Genomic DNA, 21,173 nt, shown 5'->3' on the forward strand with positions numbered 1-21,173 from the left:
ATGCAGGATTTACGAATTATATTTATGGGGACGCCGGATTTTGCGGTGCCTACCCTCCAGACTTTAGTAGAAAATAAGTACAACGTAGTGGCAGTTATTACGGCTCCCGATAAACCCGCCGGTCGTGGTTTAAAGCTGGCGCAATCGCCGGTGAAAGAGTACGCCGTCAGCCAAAATATTCCGGTGCTGCAGCCTACTAATTTAAAAGCCGAAAGTTTTCTGGAAGAGTTGCGCAGCTACGAGGCCAACCTGCAAATTATTGTGGCGTTCCGGATGCTGCCCGAAGTAGTGTGGGACATGCCAGCGCTGGGCACTTTTAATATTCATGGTTCGCTGCTGCCGCAATACCGGGGTGCGGCTCCAATCAACTGGGCTTTAATTAACGGTGAAACCGAAACCGGCGTCACTTCCTTTTTCCTGCGCCACCAGATTGACACCGGCGACATGATTTTGCAGGACCGTATACCCATTACCGACGACGATGATTTTGGTACGGTTTACGAAAAGCTGAAATATGCCGGCGCGGCGCTGGCCTTAAAAACCGTTCGCGCCATAGAAGCCGACAATGTAACGCCACAACCCCAACCCATGAGCCACGAGTTGAAAGAAGCGCCCAAAATATTTAAGGAAACCTGCGAAATAAACTGGCATCAACCCGCTGCCCAAGTGCGCAATTTTATCCGCGGCTTGTCGCCGTACCCTACTGCCTGGACCAAGCTGGATGATAAAATATTAAAAGTATTTAAAGCCGCGTTAGTCCCGGATAACCAAACTTCGGCCGCTCCCGGCACCTTTACCTCCGACGGCAAAACTTACTTGCACGTAGCTACTGCCGCGGGCAACCTCAGCCTCACCGACCTGCAACTGGAAGGTAAAAAGCGCATGAACGTAAACGAATTCCTCCGCGGCTACCGGGTTAAACAGTAAACAGTAATTTGTTTTTCAGCAACAGTAAGTATTATTATAAATATTAATTTAAAGTCAGCTTACCCACTGGAATATATTTACAGTCTGACTGGCCGAGTGCTCCTCCTTGTTTTCAAGGAGGGGTTCGGGGATGGTTCCTTTAAGTGAGATATTCAAAAGGCCAGTTTATCACATTCGGCTAAGCTTGTAAGCGAAAACTTACATCTACCTAAAAAGCAGTTGTAGTTAAATAGCTAATTTTTTAAAGACCTAAGACCTGCGTTCCAAAATCTTTCCCTACCTTGAAACGCTTTTTATTATCCGAAAGGGTACAACTATACGAAATGATCGCATCCATTTTTGCCATGTCGGAGAACCGGGTAATTGGGAAAGACAATAAATTACCCTGGCACCTGCCCGCCGACCTCAAGTTTTTTAAAGCTACTACCCTGCACCACCCGATCTTGATGGGCCGGAAAACCTACGAATCCATTGGAAAGCCTTTGCCCCAGCGTACCTCCGTTATTATTACGCACCAGCCAGATTACCAGGTACCCGGCGCTCTGGTGGTTAACTCTTTAACCGAGGGCATTAAAACAGCGCAGGCCATTCATCCAGATATCTTTATTATTGGTGGGGCGGAAATATTAAAAGAAGCTTTTCCGCTGATCGATACCATGTACCTGACCCATATTCATGCTACATTCGACGGCGATGTATTTTACCCGGATTATAACGAACAGGAATGGCAGGAAGTCTGGCGCGAGGACCATGAACCAGACGAAAAAAACAAATACCCTTACAGTTTTCTGAAACTAAAGCGGCGTAAATAATTATTATTTAAATATTGCTATTAAAGCAGGTGATGGAGAAAAACAGTAGAATAACAAAAAACCGGGAATAGTTTATTGTCCCCAAGTCCTGATGAACCATAATACACCTCCGGAAGCTCTTTTTTAAACCTTTACCATATCAATCACTTACATCAGTAGCCTATAAGGAGCATACGCTGCAGACACCATGGAGCGAAGCTGAAATTTTTATTTAATGGTTTAAACCATTATTTAACCTGTGTTAACTTAAAAAGAAAAGCAAAGTTATTACCACTCAGTATTGTCTGACCAGGTCCATAATCTGTTGTTTCGCTTTTTTTGACTCCGGAAAGTTTAAAAGCATCCACACATGTACCATATCGGCATATTCGTAATAATTAATACAAACTCCTTTAGATTCTGCTAAGGTTTTAAACTTTCTGGCATCGGCCAGCAAAATATCTTTTGTACCAATAAAAATAGAAATTTTGCCTAAACCTTCTAATAGCCCGTTTATCGGGCTAAGTAAATAACAATCCGGGTTGGTGTCGCCGGCATAAACTTTGCCCACTGTTTGGAGGCTTTCCACTTCTAAAAAGGAGTCTTTCGGATCAATGGTTACAATATCGGGATTCGATAAAGTAAGGTCCAGCCAGGGCGAAAGTAAAATTATCTGACTGGGTTGGTTTACCTGGTCTGCTTTCATTTTTTGTGCCAACGCTAATCCCAAACCACCCCCGGCCGAATCGCCCATCAGAATAAAATCGGCGGGGTTTACTTTTAAAATCATTTCCTGGTAAAGGGCTTCCACCATCGCAAAAGTTTCTACATAAGTAAAAGCAGGCGCCAATGGATAGTCGGGAGCCGTAATAGTACAATTAATTTCTTTTACGAGTAAGGCTAAAAAATCCCAATGCGGTTTTTTAAAATTCTGGACGTAAGCGCCGCCGTGCAAATACAAAATATGCTTTCCGGCGCACTGGTGTTTGGGGCCAAGGTTAAATACATTTCTGCCATTTACCTGGTATTTATAAACCAAACAGGACTGCCTGATTTTCAAAGGTGGTTCCGGAGAGTCAAAAAAATTAAACTTGTTTGTCGCTAATTGGAACCGGAGAAAACGCTTTTTCCTGACCAGTTTCAGGAAAAGATTAAATAACTCACTTTCGAGACTGGCCAAATTATTTTAATTAAGAGGAGGTTAATTTATTAAAATTAACCTATACCCCTGGTTTAATCCGTAGATTTAAGTATACGGTAATTATTTCATTTCCAATACATAAACAGTTGATATTTACGCCGGCTAATTATTTACCTTAAAATAGAGCTTACAAAAATGGAGTATAACCGCTATTCTTTTAAAAAGGCAGCGCATACCGCCTTTCAGCAGCAATCTCCGCCGGGTGATTTTTGGTTGCGCCTGGATAATGCGGCAAAGATTTACCCGGCAGTTAAAAACCGCGAGCTAACCTCTGTTTTCAGAATTTCAGTTGAGCTGGTAGAAAAGGTAAAAGCTAAACCGCTTTTGGAAGCTATAAAGGCGCTAGAAAACAGGTTTCCCTATTTTAAAGTAGCTCTCAAAGCTGGTTTCTTCTGGTACTACCTGGAGTACAACAATTTGCCTATTCAGGTTAAGGCAGATAAAGATATACCTTGCCGGGCATTCACCGAAAAAGAATTGATGTACCGGGTACTCGTTAAAGAGAACAGAATCAGTGTTGAGTTTTCTCATATTTTAACGGATGGCACCGGGGCCTTCGAATTTTTAAAATCACTTTTATTTACCTATTTCGAAAAATGTCGCCTAATTTTAACCGATAGTTTGGCTTACGTTCATCCCAGCGAGCCAGCGGACCCGGAAGAGTATGAAGATGCTTTTCACCGGTACTTTCAAAAAAGTAGCGCCCCCTTAATTAAAGCACCGGAGGCCTTTCATTTAAACACTTCTTTAAGGCCAAAACCGCGTTTTAATGTTTTGATTGCAATTATCCCGTTAAAAGAATTAACAGAAAAGGCTAAAGCCTACCAGGTGAGTATAACCGAATATCTGGTTGCCGTGTACCTGTTTGGCTTGCAGACAATATATAACAACCAATCTCCTTTGGCGAAGCTCCGGAGCCCCAAAATAATAAGAATAGAAGTGCCTATTAATTTGCGCAAAATGTATGCGACCAAAACAATGCGCAACTTTACCTTGTACGTAATGCCCGAAATAGATTTACGGTTAGGTTATTACACTTTTGAAGAAATTACCAAAGTGGTGTACCACCAGATGCAGTTAGAAACAGATAAAAAACTGATTAATAAAATGATTTCACGTCATGTGGCCGGCGAAAAAAATCCTTTTCTCAGAAGTATTCCGCTTATTATCAAATCAATTGTTCTTTCTAAATTGTTTGCGCTTGGTACCAGCCGTTACAGCGGCGTAATTACCAATTTGGGTAAAGTAAATTTTACCCCCGAAATGAATAAACTTATTGACCGGTTTGTTTTTGTGCCCCCGCCTCCTAATAAAATATTAAAGGTAAACTGCGGCGTGGTAGGTTTTGATAACAAACTGGTGCTCAGTTTCGGAAATATTACTAAAACCAAAGAGTTGGAGCAACTTTTCTTTTCCTTTTTAACCCACCAGGGTATACCGGTAAAAATAGAAAATTACTAAAATGCCAGCACCAATCTATTGTGACCATTGTGGGGTAGAACTGGAAGCGGAAATGTTAGTGTGTCCGCTTTGCAATAATCCGGTGTCATCCAGTCTGGAGAAGCAGGAAGGTGAAGTAATAATAAGCACTATATCTTTGCCCTATGGTGGAAAAAAAATGAATCAACCCCAGAAAAAAATTACCTGGGAAGTGGTTTCTATTGTATTGTTTTGTGCTATTATTGCCACCAGCACCATAAACTTCATTATTAACAAAAGTATTACCTGGGCCGAATATCCCATCGCCATTTGCCTGATTATCTTCGCTTATATATCGGTTTTTGCTTTTCTGGCGCAAAAAACAATTGTTCAGCTATTAGTAAGCTTTTTAGTAGCCGCCGCCGCATTATTCCTGCTCGATTTATTAACCAATGGGTTAAACTGGGCACCGGCCTTAGCCATTCCTTTATTATTAGCCACCAATCTTATTCTAATAGGCTTACTTGTAGTATTTCGGTCATCCAGGGAAAAAGGCGTTAACCTGATAGGATATAGCTTTTTGGGGGCAGCGCTGCTTTGCATTTGTATTGAAGCCATCTGGAGGTTTTATTTAAACCAACCTTTTCGACTCTGGTGGAGTGTAATCGTAAGTTTATCGGTACTACCCGTTTCTTTGGTGTTACTGCTAATGCATTACCGGTACAAGAGAGGTAGAGACTTAGGGAAAACCTTTCACATATAAATTAGAAGTAGCTTTTTGCCAGGTCTCCGGATTAATACGGAATTTAATAGATTTATTACTAGGTATTTATACATATTAGCGGTAACTTCATACCTAGTCATCAGCAGCCGATTTCTTTTTTCTGAAATTATTCTCCTAGCCTGCTCTCCCCTTACTAAATGGCTGTGACTTAACTCTTGGAAAAATGAAAATAGCATATATCTCCACTTATCTACCCCGCGAATGCGGTATTGCCACCTTCAATAATAATGTAGTAAAAGCCATATTAACTAATCTGAAATTGCAGCGACAAACCTGGCAAACCAGTGGTTTTGGCGTGGCCATTAATGATTCCGAAAATATAGCTGAATACGATTACCCGGAAGAAGTGAAGTTTGTAATCCGGCAGGAGCATCAGAAAGATTATATTTTAGCTGCCAACTATATTAACACCAGCGATGCGGACGTTTGTTTACTCCAGCATGAATTTGGCATTTTTGGCGGGGAAAGCGGTATTTATATTTTGCCTTTACTGCACCGCCTGGAAAAGCCACTGATTACCGTACTGCACACCATTTTAAAGGAACCCTCTTATACCCAGAAAATCATTATTCAGCAGATAGCCCAGCAGTCGGCCAAATTATTGGTAATGAGCCGGCGGGGAATTGAATTTCTGACGAGTATATACGGCATACCACGGGAGAAAATACAATTCGTAGAACACGGAGCGCCGGACCTGGAAGCTCCCCACGAAAATCCGTTACACAGCCTTTTACCTTTCCGGAACCGGCGGGTGCTTTTTACTTTCGGGTTACTAAGCCGGAACAAGGGACTGGAAACCGTAATCCGGGCTTTGCCGGCTATTGTGGCTCAGCACCCGGAGGTTACGTATGTGGTGTTGGGTAATACGCACCCCGGCGTTTTGCGAAGTTCAGGAGAAGAGTACCGGGAGCAATTGAAATTATTGGCCATCAAACTAAAAGTTGAAAAGCACTTGGTATTTATCAATAAGTTTGTTTCAGAAGCAGAACTAATTAATTACCTGACCGCTGCGGCCATTTACATTACGCCTTACCTTAACGAAGCCCAGATTACCAGTGGAACCTTGTCTTACGCGATTGGCGCCGGCGCAGCGGTGGTCTCCACTCCTTACTGGCATGCCCTGGAATTATTGGCCGATAACCGGGGACGATTGTTCGGGTTTAAGGATTCAGAAGCTTTAGCCGAAATTGTAAATGAGCTATTAGAAAATCCGGTCGAATTAAAAGCCTTGCAACATAATGCCTACCAATACGGCTTGCAATTGCGGTGGCCAAAAATTGGCGCTGAGTATATTCAGGCCATTGAACAAGCGCTTTCCCTGCCGGAGCACGCCGAGCCGCAACTTCGCCTGATTGTAGACCCCGAAATAATTCCGACTTTCAGTTTAGCCCACGTCCGGCGGCTTACCGACGATACAGGTATTGTACAGCACGCCAAATATGGTATTCCCAATCTGAAGGAAGGCTACTGCCTCGACGATAATGCCCGGGCCTTGATTATGGCCCTCATGGCCTATCAGCAGAATAAAAGTCAGGAAGCGCTTGCCTTATTGCCAATTTACCTCAGCTACATTCATTACATGCAGCGGGAAGATGGCAATTTCCGGAATTTTCTCAGTTTTACCCGCCAGTACCTGGATGAAATTGGTTCGGAAGATTCTTTTGGCCGGACGGTGTGGGCCCTGGGCTATCTGATAAGTTGTGCGCCCAATAATTCTTACCGGGAATTTGCCGGCGAGTTATTTTCCCGCTCGGTTGTTCACTTTCAGGACCTGCACCATTTACGGGGGATCGGGAATACCATTATTGGGGTGGCTTACTATTTAAAAACCCATCCGGATGACGAAGCCATCATGCGGGAACTGATAAATTTAACCGCGACTTTAATGCGGGCCTATGAGCATCAGCGGGGAGATACCTGGCATTGGTTTGAAGAAAAGCTTACGTACGATAATGCCATTTTACCTTTGGCGCTGCTGCACTCCTGCGAAATTACCGGCGATGAAAAAGTAAAGCGGGTGGCCCAGGAATCTTTGACTTTTCTGGATGAATTAAGCTTTAAAAATGGGTTTCTTAGTCCGGTTGGTAACCAGGGTTGGTTTAGCCAGGGAGATGAAATGCCCTTGTTTGATCAGCAGGCAATCGAAACCATGGCCATGGTTTTAATGTACCTGCAAGCTTATCAAAACACGCACGAACCGGAATTCATCCAGAAAATGTTTATCAGCTACCAATGGTTTTTAGGTGAAAATATTTTGCGGGTGCCCCTATACGACCAGGAAACCAAGGGGTGCTGCGATGGCCTGCAGCAAACGGCCATTAACCGCAACCAAGGAGCCGAGAGTACATTGGCTTATTTGATTTCCCATTTAACAGTGCTGAAAGCCCTGGAATTGGAATACCAGTATGACCTGGCCCAGCAGGAATTAATACCGGCCTTATGAGGGTAGCAATACTGGCTCCCATTGCCTGGCGAACGCCCCCTCAGCACTATGGCCCTTGGGAACAAGTAGCCTCTAATGTAGCCGAAGGATTAGTTACTGCTGGTATAGATGTTACGCTGTTTGCTACTGCTGATTCTATTACCAGGGGTAAACTCGACGCCGTTGTTCAAAAAGGCTATGCCGAAGACGGAGAACAGGACGCTAAAGTGGTGGAGTGTCTGCACATCAGTAACCTGATGGAAAAAGCCAGGCAGTTTGATATCATTCATAATCATTTTGATTTCTTACCGCTCACTTATTCCAAATTAATTCCGGTACCTATGGTGACGACTATCCACGGATTTTCTTCGCCCAGGATTGTACCGGTGTATCAAAAGTATGCCGGCCACACGCATTATGTATCCATCAGTAATGCCGACCGCAGCCCAAAGCTGCCGTATGTAGCTACGGTGTACAACGGGTTGCGCGTGCAGAATTTTACTTTTAACAAGCAACCGGAAAATTATTTGTTATTTATGGGTCGCATCCACCCGGATAAAGGCACCTCGGAGGCTATTCAGATTGCCATCCAAAGCAAAAGACAGTTAATTATTGCGGGTATTATTCAGGAGGAAGAGTATTTTGCTGAAAAGGTTAAACCGTATTTAAATGACGATATTCAGTTTATTGGTTCGGTCGGTCCGGAAAAGCGAAATCAATTATTGGGTAACGCAGCGGCCTTGTTGCACCCCATCCATTTTAACGAACCTTTTGGATTGAGTGTGGCCGAAGCCATGCTGTGCGGAACGCCCGTTATAGCTTTTAACAAAGGCGCCATGCCGGAACTAATTAAACCTGACCAGACCGGTTTTTTAGTAGACAACGTAAACCAGGCCGTGGAAGCCGTCCACCAAATCAACCAGATAAACCGTGCCTCCTGCCGGGAATGGGCATTGGCAAATTTTTCGCAGGAAAAAATGACGAGCGATTATTTAGCGGTTTACCGGCATATATTAAACCGCTGATGATTTGTCCAGGAGTTTTTGCAGCAAAGCGGCAACGTCCACGGTCGCAAAAGACGAACTGTAGTCCGATAAACCGTAGGGAATTACCAGTTTGCCGTTGTGAATGATTGAGCCGCAGGAATACAGCACATTAGGTACATAACCTTCTCTTTCTTCTTTATTCGGAATCAGCAGCGGTTCGGTTAAATGTCCGATTTCTACGGCGGGATCATCCAGGCGCAACAGGCTTGCCCCCAGGCAATACCGGCGCATAGGACCTACCCCGTGGGTAATCACCAGCCAGCCGTCCTCGGTTTCAATGGGTGAACCACAATTGCCAATTTGGGTAAATTCCCAGGGTGTTTTAGGCTCTTGTATCCGGACCGGATTTTCCCAAACATTAATGTTATCCGAAAACATAATATAATTGCTCCAGCCATCAATCCGGGCCATCATCGCAAACTTGCCGTTGATCTTGCGCGGGAATAATGCCAGATTTTTATTATGCGCCCCGGCACCATAAAGGGGCATTACCCTAAAATTATAAAAATCACGGGTTTTAATTAACTTTGGCATAATAGCCGAACCATCGTAAGCCGTATAGGTCGCATAGTAAGCGAGCTTACCGTCTTCTTCGGTAAAACGTACAAAACGGGCATCTTCAATACCTTTTCGTTCAAATTCGGATATGGGAAATAAAACTCTGTCCGATATATCGGTATCTAAAGAAAAAGCCAAATCGTAATGGGCATCAGCTAACCAGAGCACTTTTTCGTATTCCCGCTTTAAGGCAATATTCGGCTGTAATTCCTGGGCATCCATCACCAATTTCCGTAGTACAGAAAAATCAAAATTCTCGCCCAGTTCTCCTTCTACACTTTTTAATATTTGCGGATTAATTTGGGTAGCAAAGGCGCTTTTGAAAAATACTTTTTTGTCATAAACGGCACTGCGCACAATCTCTGCTTCGTCGATGTAATTACCAACTGGCAGCACAACCAGGTTGGCATCTTTATCTAATAAGGCCCGGCGAAAAACAATCGAGGAAATGTGGCCTTCCCCAACCGCCCGGAAACTAATAATAATTCGTTTCTCTCCTACTTCTAATTCAGACTGGTCCGGGTCTTCCACAATAGAGGGATTAAAAAAGGCCGCCGATTCAATAGAATATTCATGCGTGAAATAAGAACCTAATAATAGTTTCTGGTAAAGTTGTAAATTTTCAAAGTCAAAGCCTGATTCCGGAAATAAGAACTGCAGTTTATCACAATGGCGGTTTAATACTTTGGTAATGTTCCGGTGTCTTTTAGAATATTCCTGTAAAATGGGCGATATAATACTGAATACTTCTTCCGGGGCAAGGCGCATGACCCGGCTTATAACCTGACGGGCTCGTTCATCACCATTAAAAAAGAAACGGGCAATTACCCGTTTCATATCTGGATACACTTTTACAGGTTTTCTCTCAATGGAAAGTCTCATAACATTTAATTTAACCGCATAATAGACAATTCCACGGTTATGGCTTAATTAGATGGTTTAAATAGACCATGTGTTAATTTCCTGTACCTGTTTCTGCTACTTCTATTAAAGGTAACCCTATTTTAGTTTGTTGGGCTTTATTATTTACAGATTAATTTGGAACTGGGCTATAGATGAGACGCAATTGCCTGATGGGGTATTAATAAATACCTGTAATGGATAAATAAAACAACCTAATTGGCTGTTTGGGTGTGAAAGGTGTTCAGGAAAGCTGCTCTTTCCAGCACCGTCAGAGTATTTTAGCCGCTTATTTACCAAAAGCAAAGAAAGCTAATGGTTGCATGTAAGGACGGCCTTCTTATAAGGATTGTATGCTTTTACAATAGGAAACTACATGTATAAAAATATTAATTTTTAATTGTAAATTATTTGGAACGTATATACCGCAAACTATGTAGTAGGTATATAAAACAATCTAATATGAATAACGGCAGGGTAAAATTCTTTAATGACTTGAAAGGGTTTGGGTTTATTAAAGATATCAATTCAGACCAGGATTACTTTGTGCATGTATCTGGTTTAATAGATGGCATCAGAGATAATGACGAAGTGACTTTTGACTTACTGGAAGGGAAAAAAGGACTAAGCGCAATAAACGTAAAACTTGCCAAGGCATAGCCTGTAAATATTCGGGTAAAGCCGGTAAAACTTTTTAACTTTTTCCGGTGCAAGGAGAGAGTTCTTTACCCAATGCAAATTTCAAATGTAATTTTTCTTAATATCAAATCAGATGAACAGAAAATATTTAGTTGATAGCACTACGCATGAGTACCTCTGTGTAGCTTTGAAAGATGGAAAAGGTTGGGTTGAGAATAACCAGAAATCCTTAAAAAGCTTTATGAGCTCCCGACCCGATAAGAACAAAGCGGGCTTCGAACTGCTTTCCGGGGAATTTAATGATAATGCTTTCTTCGAAAAGTGGATACGTAATGGCACTAATTTCCTGTTCCAATATTAGCTTCTAAATCAGAAAACCGGCTTCCAAGTTTATCAAACGCAACTGCTTTATACTCCTTTATTACTGTTTTATTTTCCGGAGTTTTTCCATCGATAAAACTCTGATGGTGCTGCCTTCTTTCTGAATCAATTTTTCGCTTTTGAAGTCGGCGAGTGTGCGGCTAATTGTTTCATTGGCGGTACCCACCATCGAGGCCAGGTCTTCCCGGGAAACTTTTATTTCGCAAGTTTCGGTGGTGGCACCATGATATTTTTCTGCCAGGTTAATTAAGGCATCGGCCACTCTTTTACGAACCGAGTTGTAAGCTAATTTAAGTAGTTGTTCCTGCTTCTCCTGAATATTGCCCGATAATAATTGAATAAATTTATTCGCAATTCCCGCATCTTTAAACAAAAGCGCATTAAACTCATTTTTGGGAATAAGATAAAGTTCTGCGGCATCCAACGCCTCCGCATTTTCAGCGTAAGGCATATTTAAAAGTACCGATTCGTAGCCTAAAAAATCGCCGGGGGTAAAAATTCCCGAAATAATTTCCCGGCCATTCTGATAAGTCATATAGGTACGTACCTGGCCACTTTTTACCAGATAAACCGTAACGGCGTGGTCGCCTTCTAAGTAAATATTCTGCTTCTTTTTGTAAGGATGCAATCGGCTGTTACCCGAAAGTTCGTTTAATAGTTTTGCCGACTTAGCCTCATTGCGTAAACCCTCGAAAGATGTTGCATTGCCGACATTGTGGATGGCCCTTCCACGCTTTTGCAAGCGGGTTTCAATGGCGTTTAACAATTCTAAATCATTAAAGGGTTTGGTGAGGTAATCATCAGCTCCCATTTCCATGCCTTTGCGCATATCGGCCCTTTCGGATTTGGCGGTTAAAAATATAAAAGGAATATCTACGGTACTTTCGTTTTTACGGAGCAAATACAAAACGCTATACCCATCCATTTCGGGCATCATAATATCACACAAAATAATATCGGGCGGGTTGGCTTGCGCCAGTTCAACTCCTTTTTTACCATTTTCTGCCGTATATACCGTGAAGTCGGCCATCGCCAGAATTTCGGAGGTACTTTCTCTGATATCCTGATTGTCTTCTATGAGCAAAACCGTCTTTTTAGCTAAACTCATAACTTCTTAAAAATTAAAGACACGGAAGTGCCTTGATGTTGGGCACTGTGGCAAACTACTTTGCCCCCCATTAATTCTATGTAACGTTTAACAATATTTAATCCCAGGCCGGTACCCGGAATATTGCCCGTATTATGGGCCCGGAAAAATGGCTCAAATAAGTTTTTCTGGTCTTCTGCCGGGATGCCGATACCATTATCCTTTACGGTAATGCATACTTCGCCGTCGTCAACTTCGGTATTAAACTCGATAAAAGTGTTCTCGCCGGAGTACTTTATAGCGTTGGATACCAGGTTAATAGCTGCATTTTTTAATAGGTTTGGATCCAGGTATACCTGGCTGATAGAACCGGTGTGCTGATAGACAATAGTTTGGTTTTCTTTAGAAATCAATTGCATTTCTTCGATAAGATCCTCCGAAAACTTTACCAGATCAAAATGCTGTAATAACATTTGAGTTTTTCCAGCTTCCAGTTTTTCCAGCGATAAAAAATCATTCAGAATTCCGGTTAGGTGGGCAACAGAATTTTTTATTTTACCGGTGTGTTTGTGAATATTTTCAGGGTCTTTTTTCTGCAGGTATTTATCTATTAATAAAGCGGAAAGCTGTATGGAGCTTAGCGGCGTTCGGAATTCGTGCGAGGCCATGGAAACAAACCGGGTTTTAAGCAAGTTTAACTCCTGTTGTTGTTCCATGGCGCGAGCAGCTTCATCTCTGGCTTTTTCCAATTCCGAGATTAAATGCTCTAAATTCTGTGTGCGGTCTTTAATTTTTCCCTCCAGTTCTTCGGTATATTTCTTTAATTTTTCTTCTGCTGCTTTTTCTTTGGATAGGTCATGAATAAATCCGGTATATATTACCCGGTTTTCATATAACACTTCGCTTACGGCCAATCGAAAAGGGAAAGTAGTACCATTCTTTCTTAAGCCTAAAACCTCGCGGCCAATTCCAAATATTCTATTTTCACCGGTATCTTGGTGCCGGTGCAGGTAACTGTCATGCGCACCTCGGTCGGGTTCCGGCATCAAGGTACAAATCTTCTTGCCTTTCAGTTCTTCTTCTTCATAGCCAAAGAGTTTCAGGGCCGCCGGATTCATGGTTTCGATCAATCCCCGGTAGTCTATGGTAATAATGCCGTCGATGGCAGTATTAAAAATAGCATGTAAAAGTTTTAAACTATCCATTTAGAAAGGAAGAAACCATGAAAAACTTGTTTTTGAAAATTTACAGATTTAATTAGAATGTAGATGGGCTATGATAGAATAGGTCTACTACAGGAAAAAGTTTCTGCTAAGAAACCGCTAATCGCTCCGGTTAGCTAAGCGTGCTTATGGGTATATATCTGTAATATACCTAAAAAACAGATAGGATCCAGATTTATCTGCAAAGAGTTTCATTGGAGTGATTATCTTTTTCTCCTAAGATTTCACGGCTGCCGGTTAAAACAGGAACCCAAACGTCCCTTTGTGTCCAAAGTCACTTTTTCCCCGCGGCTACATCATTCTCTACCTAATGAACTCACCCTACCTTTGACCTATCATTAATCCAAAATTTTAAGCTGAAGGAAATGAGAACTACCATCACCTATGCAGACTTTAAAAATGACTTTTTTAAAGCCTTGTTTATTCTATTAGCCATATTTGGTATAATGGCTATTACCATTTTATCAGTAAGAGGTCAAACACCTTACAAAATGATGACCGGATCTAATATTAAAGTTTCCGGTACTTCCAACGTGCACGATTGGAATATGCAAGCCAGCAACGTAACCTGCGAGGCGAATCTCAAAATGAAAAACGGGCAATTGCAGAATCTTAATTCCCTTCATTTTGTGCTGCCGGTAAACAACCTTAAAAGCAAAGATAAACTTATGGATACCAGAACCTATAAAGCTTTGAAAGCAAAAGAGTACCCTGAAATTTCTTTTAAATTAATAAATGCTTCTGTTGTTTCTCAGCAAAAAATAATTAATGCAACCGGAAACCTAACCATTGCCGGAGTTACTAACCAAGTAAATCTTCAAACGAGTTATGTAGAGAATTCGGATGAAAGCATTACTTGCAAAGGCACCAAATCTATTAAAATGAACGATTTCAAAATGAAAGCACCTAGCTATATGATGGGCGCTCTTAAAACGGGTAACGAAGTAACTATTGACATTCTCTTAAAACTCAAAAAAACTGAACTGCTTACAACTAAGAAATAAAATTATTAAGAACTAATAGGATGAAAAATATTTTTACGAATATTCTTTCCAGCATTTGCCCTAATAGTTTTGAGCTTGAAATCTGAACAGGTGCAAGCCCATAAAAGGTTGATAATATGCGTTCTTATGACCTAAAAGGCATAAATGCATTTGAGGAGCCTAAAGATACTATCATCGATTTTGATGGTATAAAAGTGAAATTTGGGGCCGGCTTTACGCAATCGTTCCAAGGTTTAAAGCACAAAATTAAGGAAGGTAGCTTAAGCATAATAACCATGGAATTTTTTATTAACCATAATTTCTAATGAAAACTAATAAGGCATTTGAGAATCTGAAGGCATTGAGCCTTGAATTAGATACGCTAATGAATGAAAGTGATGCGCATATTGGTGCTATTGATAATTTATGTAATAGCATTTTAAATGAAATAGACCTTATAAAGATTAATAGTACTTCGGAGTACGTGCTCCTGACAAAAAAGCAAGCCAAAGCATATATCAAAAAAGCCAAAGTAGAAATTAAAAAATATAACCAAGTAGGCTTGAGGAGTAATGGTAATTTCATGGATGTTCTAAAACCAGCACAAGCCGGCGTAAAAATTATTTTAAACCTCGACTACTAAAACCATAATAATTATTACGCCATTTAAATTATAGTTTGACAAACCTTACTCGAAGTTTGAAAAAATAAAAATGTGATGAGCATTACTTTTCTGCGTGATTAGGGTTACAGGTTAGGGGTAGGTTTTAGGTTAAATTTGTATCCTATCTAAATGCACTTACTCATGAAAGTTGTAGCCTACAGTATTAAACCTTTTGAAAAAGAATTTCTTGCCAAGGCGAACAGAAAGAAGCATGAGATAACGCTTATCGCAAATCCCCTCAGTTTAGAAACCATTGCTTATGCGGAAGGAAAAAATGCAGTAGTTGTATTTGCTAACGATGATGTTTCGGCGCCGGTAGTAAATAAGCTGGCCGATATGGGCATTAAATACATTGCCACCCGTTCGGCCGGCACCGACCACTTCGATAAAGAAGCCGCTGCCGAAAGAGGAATTAGCCTGGCTAATGTACCGGTTTATTCTTCCCATGCCATTGCCGAACATGCGGTTGCGCTAGCCTTATCCCTGAACCGCCATATTATAGCGGCCCACGAGCACGGGCAGCAATTTGATTTTAAATTAAACGGACTGATTGGTTTTAACTTTTTTGGTAAAACGGTTGGATTAATTGGCTTAGGACGTATAGGTCAGGCAATAGCCGCCATCTATAATGGTTTTGGGTGCCGGGTAATTGGTTACGATATAGCCATGCCTGATGGTTTAATTGCCATTGAGTCTCTTTCCTTAAATGAAGTGCTTCGTCAGTCCGATATTATTTCCCTACATCTCCCATTAACACCGGCCACCAAATACATTATTAACGCCGCCTCCATTGCTATAATGAAAAATGGGGTAATGCTGATTAATACCTCCCGAGGTGGTTTACTAAACACAATTGACGCCCTGGAAGCTTTAGAACAAGGCAAAATTGGCTATTTGGGCATGGATGTTTATGAGCATGAAAAAGGCTTGTTTTTTGAAGACCACCAGCAAGACCTAATTAAGGATTCATTACTCCAAAAATTAATGACGCACGCCAATGTAATGGTTACGCCGCACCAAGCCTTTCTTACAGGTGAAGCCTTACAGCAAATGGCAGATGAAACCATTAAAAACCTGGATGTATGGCAAAAGGATCGATTTGTTTTATCTGAAATTATATAGGCTTAATAATATTTCACCTATATGAATAATATTTATCCTTTCTAAATAAATATTAAAATTTCTCTAAATCATAAATTTTAAAATTTATTAAAATATTTATTACCAATACTTTGCATTAAGTATGGACCCACGTTAAAATATAATTAAACAAATCACCTTTAAATTTAGAAATCATGATAAAGTTTTATTCACTCAAAAAAGTAGCGGGACTAGGCATGGCCATTCTCCTGCTTCTAACCACTATTCCGGTAAACGCCCAAAGCGATAATCCGGGGCCCAAAATTGGCGTAAAAGCGGGGCTAAACTTTTCGCAGCTTTATGTAGAGCAGCCCAACGCCAAAGACGAAAAAATTAAGCTGGGCTTTCATTTTGGGCTATTTGGTAAAATTCCTATAACCGACTTCCTATCTGTTCAACCGGAAGTTCTCTACACCAATGTTGGTTCTAAAGTAACTTACGGTGGCTCCGACCTAGAAAATTTTCTGGGAATTGAACCCGGCGAGGTGCGGTTTAACCTAAACTACGTGCAAGTGCCCGTTGCCTTAGCCATTAATATTGGCCCGCTAAATGTCCACGCCGGCCCTTACCTAGCTTACCTGGTATCAGCTAATGTAAAAGATTTGGAAAAATCAGACTTAAGTGGCAGGGATATAAAGGACCTGGAAACAGAGGATTTTAACCGACTTGATTACGGCGTAATGGGCGGCGTAGGCTTTGATGTACAAAATGTAACCGTTGGTGCCCGCTACAATTATGGCCTCCGCAAAATAGGCAACAGTGGCTTAGCCGGCGACCTAACTGAAAATTCTAAAAATTCTGTATTTCAGATTTATTTAGGCTTTGGCATTTAACGTCCCCTCATAGTTTAATCTAAATAACATGACAAGCCTAAATCGAACAATGATTTTGAATACCCTCATTAAACACGAAACGCTCACTATTGTAGATTTAGCAAAGATGGTAAATCCTGGTATTAAACCGAAAGAAAATCATTTGCAATTGCTGTTAGATGAGATACTCGAAAGTGGACACATATGTATGCTGAATGGCATTACCCCCAGTACCTACACCATCACAGATAAAGGAATAAAGGAAGGGCAAAGACTGGCCCAGGAAGAATAAGATTGGAAAAATTGCCTGCCTTTCCTGGCAAAGGTAACCCTTTAATTAAGGGCGTGGGCTTATTGAAAAAATAGGCTTTGCTTCTGATTGATTGCTGAACCTTGCTGCCGTTGAGGTAGCAAGGTTTTTTTTCGCTTACTAATAAACTTAATATTTTTTAAACCCAAAGCTTATGAAAAGCACATCTATTTTACTCACTATTCTCCTTATCATAAGCCTGCCCACTATGGCCCAGTATAAAACAGCCATATTTAATTATGAGCGCGCTTATTTCGACGATGGCCAGCCGTTACCAGCCGAAAATAGATTTATTATATCCGGCGAAACCGGTGCCAATATTGATATTGTGGAGTTAAAAATTTACCATTCTGCTAATACGGCTAAAGCTCCCTTTTACCAAAATACCTGGGAGAGACGCGATACCAGTCCGGTAAATACATTTACGCTGCCGGTAAACCAGCCTTTACGTGGCAACGGAGAATATACCTTCGTGCTGAATTATTATACTAAAATTTCTGGCGAACAGCAGCAACAGTTATTAAGTCAGATGGATGCGGCATTGGGAGCCTATCTCGACCAGTCTTTCCGGGTAGAGCGGTCCAGCATCGACATGCAACATCCCAGAACTATGCGAACTGACCTGAACGCCATTGCGCAGCAAGGTCTTTCTTTTTACCGGAACCGGATTAATTATTCGTTTGCGGGATTTTCTGATTTAGTGTACCAAAAGCTGGAACAGTTGGGAGAACTAAAGCTGCGGAAAGCACGCTTTAATATTTTTGCCAAAAACGATGAGAACACCAAATCGGTACAGTTACGCTATGCGCAGGAGCAAATAGCAGCACTTAAAATAATGGTGAGCAAAGAGGTAGCCCAGTTTGCCGGGGTGCAACTATACGCCCTAACCGACAGCAAAAAAGTAAGTGATTATGCTACCGAAAAAACTAAAAACGCTTTGGCCATCAACGTAGGATACGGAGGCGTTTATTACACCGGTAGTTTTGATAACTTCTCCTACGATACGGCTCCTTATGCCGGTATTTCAATCCCCTTTGGTAAAGCGCCATTTGCTTCTCCTTTCTGGGCCCGCACCAGTATTTCTACAGGCGTATTTATGCAAAACATGAAGTTTGGGACTGGTAGGGTGGCCACCGGACCTTTGGTGCAGCGCCCGTTTTTTCTGGCCTTGGGCTACCGGGCCTTGCCTTTTATCCGCCTCAATGCGGGTGCTACGGTACTGCAAGACAAACAAACCAGTAGTACTAACCCGGATATAAACCTGGATAAGCTTTACATCAGACCTTTTGTAGGTTTAAGCATGGAATTAAACTTGTGGCTGAACTTAAACCGGTAATCATGAAATGTTTATTCATAATTTTATTGTGGTTTAGCAGCTTAGGTGCTATGGCGCAACATAATCTGTATAATTGGCAGCTAAAAGGTTATACCGGTACCGCTCATTACTATAACCCGGATAAGCGTACCAGCGATTATTTTAAATTAGACAACAGCTTATGGTACCAGCTCGAAATGAGCCGGAATTTAGGCAATAGCTTTGGCCTTGCTGTAAGTGGTTCTTTCGGTAAAATAAGAGGACAGCGGCCGCAAGGCGGTACCTTTATAACAGAGGCCCGTATGACTTCGGCGCGGCTTTATTTTTACACCGATAACGGATGGCTGCTTAAACCTTCGGCCTTTGTTTCGCCGTACTTTTTTGGTGGATACGGCATAAGTACTTTAACCATAAATGATAATGGGGCATCTGACGAACGGAAGTATATAGCTGTACTACCGTTTGGCATGGGGCTAAAGTTCCGGTTAGCAGAAAGGTGGCAACTCGACTTGCAAACCGAAGCGGTTTATAACACCAAGTCGCACTTAAACGCAACGGAAGGCGAACAGAATAAATACAATAATAGCTTTCTGCATACGGGTCTGTCGCTCGCGTATAGTTTTGGATTTAAGCCATCTTCCTTTAAAGCATCCCGGTTTTACACGAGTTTCCAAGACCCGCTGAACCAAGCCAGTTCTGCCCGGCTTACACCAGTGGTTTCTCCGGTAGATAGCCTGGTAAATCCGAAATTAATTATCCTACCTAAGTCGCTAGTAGTTGCGGAACAGCATAAAGGGGAGAGCACCGATGAACTTCGTTCCAGAAGAGTTGCCATTCAATCCTCAGACGCCACTTCAACTTCTAATGGAAGCCGTACGATAATCCAGCAGAACCCGGTACGGCCGGATATCCTTCGTACAGCAACCGGGCAAAAAACAGCAAAAGCGCGGGAAACAGCTGAAACGGAGTTCAACCCAGGCAGAACACAGGTTGCTTCACCTACGCGGGAAACAATACGCTTAACGGAGCAATCAAGAATATCCGAGATGCCTAAAACGATTGCTGATAGCACATCGGAACCAACTTCAAACGTTTATGAGAACGACCGCTTCAGTCAACATACAGTTAAACTGATTGAAAAGGATAGAAAAGAACTGGAAAGAGCCGATAAAGAAAACGAGCAACTGGGGTATACCCGTGATTCCTTACACAATTTATCTGTACAAGACACGCTGCTGGTAAAACAGATTAATCCATCAGATTCTGTTTTTAATGCTTTAGACGATAAAACGCTCCGGTATAGGCAACAGCAAGCTACTTTAAACGATAGTATCCTTCAACGGCTGGCATTCTACCAAAATGAATTAAGGCGCTTAGAGGCAAGTAAATCTGTAACCCCAGCTGCTATACCGAATGTAAAAAGTAGTTTTGATACAAATGTCTTTTTTAAAATTAATAGCTATGAAGTGCCGTCCCAAAGTTTCAACGAGCTGCTTTCGCTTGCTGCGCAACTAAAGGCCAATCCAGAACAAAAACTACAGCTAACCGGCTATGCCGACCAGACCGGCAAACCGCAAGACAACTTTGTATTAAGCCGGAAAAGGGTAGAAAAAGTTGCCGATTTTTTTCAAGGGCAGGGAATAGCAAAAGAGCGCATTCTGCTGCAGTACTTTGGCGAAGTTAATTCTGATGAAGCCTTGAATTCACTTAATCGAAAAGTAGTTTTAAAAACCATAGATTAGGTTTGTTTAGGATTGCTTTGGTTATCTAAATGTTCACTGAAGAGGAAATCCAAATTCTAAGGTACCAAATAAATCTCAAAGAGGCCAGCTTAAAAGACTTTAAAAGTTATAAAAAGAGGGTCTCTGTAATTATAAGTAAATAAAGGCCACCATTTCCGTTTGTTTCTGCGGGTTGCACGTTAAGCGTAATATACTTATAAATATCTCAATGTCAGTAAAAAACAAAAAGCAATTTGGTGTGTGGCTAGATTCTAACCATGCCACTATAGTAGGCAGAGAACAGGTTGACAACGGAGACTTTGTTATTCTGGCCGAGGCGAAGAATGATGGCCAGGGAAGCAATTCTAATGAAAATACCGGCAACAATGCCGAACAATCGTTGCAGCAAAAATTCTTTAAAGAAATAACTACGCACCTGCAGAATGCCGAAGAAGTACACGTAACCGGTACGGGTATTTCGCAGGAACAATTTATGCATTTTATGGCGCAAACCGCCCAGTTTAAAAACACGATAACCAACGAAAGTACTTCGCTTAAAATGGGCGACGAAAAACTAGTTGAATATATTACTCAAAAATTTAACTAAGCAAATAACGCCTTAAAAGAAAGCTGCTTCAACTATTTTGAAGCAGCTTTCTTTTTATATCCATTAGGGGGTAAGGTTACTTAGAATTTTACACCCTTTCAATTCCTTTTAAAAGTTAACTAAACTGCTATTTAAGCTATTCACCTTTATAATTAATACCATTAATATTAACGCATCTCAGTAAGCATAAGCGTGCTTGGAACATACCTTTTAAATATTTTATAACCATGAAATATATAATAC

At 41.4% G+C, this 21,173-nt stretch carries 20 protein-coding genes; 16 read left to right on the plus strand and 4 right to left on the minus strand.

Translation table 11 applies throughout. The features are described from left to right. Positions 1–927, plus strand: a complete 927-nt coding sequence (fmt, locus tag AAE02nite_RS24285) for a methionyl-tRNA formyltransferase (RefSeq protein WP_246151240.1) — start codon at positions 1–3, stop codon at positions 925–927. Between the two features lie 323 nt (positions 928–1,250). Then, on the plus strand, positions 1,251–1,739 hold the full coding sequence (locus AAE02nite_RS24290; protein ID WP_146904725.1) for a dihydrofolate reductase: 489 nt from the start codon (positions 1,251–1,253) through the stop codon (positions 1,737–1,739). A 274-nt stretch (positions 1,740–2,013) separates the two neighbouring features. Here AAE02nite_RS24290 and AAE02nite_RS24295 read toward each other — a convergent pair whose 3' ends face one another. Beyond that, the gene (locus tag AAE02nite_RS24295) at positions 2,014–2,898 is read right to left on the minus strand and encodes an alpha/beta hydrolase fold domain-containing protein (protein WP_146904728.1); all 885 of its coding nucleotides are present in this window, start codon (positions 2,896–2,898) and stop codon (positions 2,014–2,016) included. Positions 2,899–3,054: 156 nt separating this feature from the next. Here AAE02nite_RS24295 and AAE02nite_RS24300 point away from each other — a divergent pair, with 156 nt between their 5' ends. The 4 genes from AAE02nite_RS24300 to AAE02nite_RS24315 all read left to right on the plus strand — a co-directional run bounded on the left by AAE02nite_RS24300 (position 3,055) and on the right by AAE02nite_RS24315 (position 8,569). Next, complete coding sequence (locus AAE02nite_RS24300; RefSeq protein WP_218033554.1) at positions 3,055–4,380, plus strand: hypothetical protein; 1,326 nt, start codon at positions 3,055–3,057, stop codon at positions 4,378–4,380. Between the two features lies 1 nt (position 4,381). Next, on the plus strand, positions 4,382–5,101 hold the full coding sequence (locus AAE02nite_RS24305; RefSeq protein ID WP_146904731.1) for a DUF6320 domain-containing protein: 720 nt from the start codon (positions 4,382–4,384) through the stop codon (positions 5,099–5,101). Positions 5,102–5,285: 184 nt separating this feature from the next. Next, positions 5,286–7,565: a glycosyltransferase family 4 protein gene (locus tag AAE02nite_RS24310; protein ID WP_146904734.1), complete on the plus strand. Its 2,280-nt coding sequence runs from the start codon at positions 5,286–5,288 to the stop codon at positions 7,563–7,565. Beyond that, the gene (locus AAE02nite_RS24315) at positions 7,562–8,569 is read left to right on the plus strand and encodes a glycosyltransferase family 4 protein (protein WP_146904737.1); all 1,008 of its coding nucleotides are present in this window, start codon (positions 7,562–7,564) and stop codon (positions 8,567–8,569) included. Before AAE02nite_RS24310 ends, AAE02nite_RS24315 begins: the two co-directional genes overlap by 4 nt. Here AAE02nite_RS24315 and AAE02nite_RS24320 read toward each other — a convergent pair. Next, positions 8,558–10,030 (minus strand): glycoside hydrolase family 130 protein, encoded by a 1,473-nt coding sequence (locus AAE02nite_RS24320; protein WP_146904742.1) that lies wholly within the window; start codon positions 10,028–10,030, stop codon positions 8,558–8,560. The two genes, AAE02nite_RS24315 and AAE02nite_RS24320, sit on opposite strands and share 12 nt — an antisense overlap. Before the next feature lie 480 nt (positions 10,031–10,510). On the opposite strand from AAE02nite_RS24320, the gene AAE02nite_RS24325 reads away from it, so the two are divergent. Beyond that, positions 10,511–10,708, plus strand: coding sequence for a cold-shock protein (locus AAE02nite_RS24325; protein WP_146904745.1), 198 nt, complete (start codon positions 10,511–10,513; stop codon positions 10,706–10,708). Positions 10,709–10,820: 112 nt separating this feature from the next. Next, a complete protein-coding gene (locus tag AAE02nite_RS24330) occupies positions 10,821–11,048 on the plus strand; it encodes a hypothetical protein (protein WP_146904748.1) in 228 nt (75 codons plus the stop codon). Positions 11,049–11,108: 60 nt separating this feature from the next. Here the strand turns inward: AAE02nite_RS24330 and AAE02nite_RS24335 are convergent, their stop codons facing one another. Next, positions 11,109–12,176, minus strand: a complete 1,068-nt coding sequence (locus AAE02nite_RS24335) for a response regulator (protein WP_146904751.1) — start codon at positions 12,174–12,176, stop codon at positions 11,109–11,111. Further along, on the minus strand, positions 12,173–13,360 hold the full coding sequence (locus AAE02nite_RS24340; protein WP_146904754.1) for a PAS domain-containing sensor histidine kinase: 1,188 nt from the start codon (positions 13,358–13,360) through the stop codon (positions 12,173–12,175). The genes AAE02nite_RS24335 and AAE02nite_RS24340 overlap by 4 nt, the downstream gene beginning before the upstream one ends. Positions 13,361–13,743: 383 nt before the next feature. On the opposite strand from AAE02nite_RS24340, the gene AAE02nite_RS24345 reads away from it, so the two are divergent. The 8 genes from AAE02nite_RS24345 to AAE02nite_RS24380 all read left to right on the plus strand — a co-directional run bounded on the left by AAE02nite_RS24345 (position 13,744) and on the right by AAE02nite_RS24380 (position 20,930). Then, positions 13,744–14,382: a YceI family protein gene (locus tag AAE02nite_RS24345; RefSeq protein WP_146904759.1), complete on the plus strand. Its 639-nt coding sequence runs from the start codon at positions 13,744–13,746 to the stop codon at positions 14,380–14,382. A gap of 304 nt (positions 14,383–14,686) precedes the next feature. Then, complete coding sequence (locus AAE02nite_RS24350; protein ID WP_146904762.1) at positions 14,687–15,004, plus strand: hypothetical protein; 318 nt, start codon at positions 14,687–14,689, stop codon at positions 15,002–15,004. A gap of 162 nt (positions 15,005–15,166) precedes the next feature. Continuing rightward, entirely contained in the window at positions 15,167–16,147 is a 981-nt protein-coding gene (locus tag AAE02nite_RS24355; protein WP_146904764.1) for a 2-hydroxyacid dehydrogenase, read from the plus strand. A 173-nt stretch (positions 16,148–16,320) separates the two neighbouring features. After that, the gene (locus AAE02nite_RS24360) at positions 16,321–16,998 is read left to right on the plus strand and encodes a porin family protein (protein ID WP_146904767.1); all 678 of its coding nucleotides are present in this window, start codon (positions 16,321–16,323) and stop codon (positions 16,996–16,998) included. Between the two features lie 28 nt (positions 16,999–17,026). Next, positions 17,027–17,269, plus strand: coding sequence for a hypothetical protein (locus tag AAE02nite_RS24365; protein ID WP_146904770.1), 243 nt, complete (start codon positions 17,027–17,029; stop codon positions 17,267–17,269). 172 nt (positions 17,270–17,441) lie between these two features. Beyond that, positions 17,442–18,623 (plus strand): hypothetical protein, encoded by a 1,182-nt coding sequence (locus tag AAE02nite_RS24370; protein ID WP_146904773.1) that lies wholly within the window; start codon positions 17,442–17,444, stop codon positions 18,621–18,623. Positions 18,624–18,625: 2 nt separating this feature from the next. Then, a complete protein-coding gene (locus AAE02nite_RS24375; protein WP_146904776.1) occupies positions 18,626–20,344 on the plus strand; it encodes an OmpA family protein in 1,719 nt (572 codons plus the stop codon). Between the two features lie 208 nt (positions 20,345–20,552). After that, positions 20,553–20,930, plus strand: a complete 378-nt coding sequence (locus tag AAE02nite_RS24380) for a hypothetical protein (RefSeq protein ID WP_146904779.1) — start codon at positions 20,553–20,555, stop codon at positions 20,928–20,930. Positions 20,931–21,173 lie beyond the last annotated feature (243 nt).

The sequence above is a fragment of the Adhaeribacter aerolatus genome, assembly GCF_007991635.1.
Taxonomy (GTDB): Bacteria; Bacteroidota; Bacteroidia; order Cytophagales; family Hymenobacteraceae; genus Adhaeribacter; species Adhaeribacter aerolatus.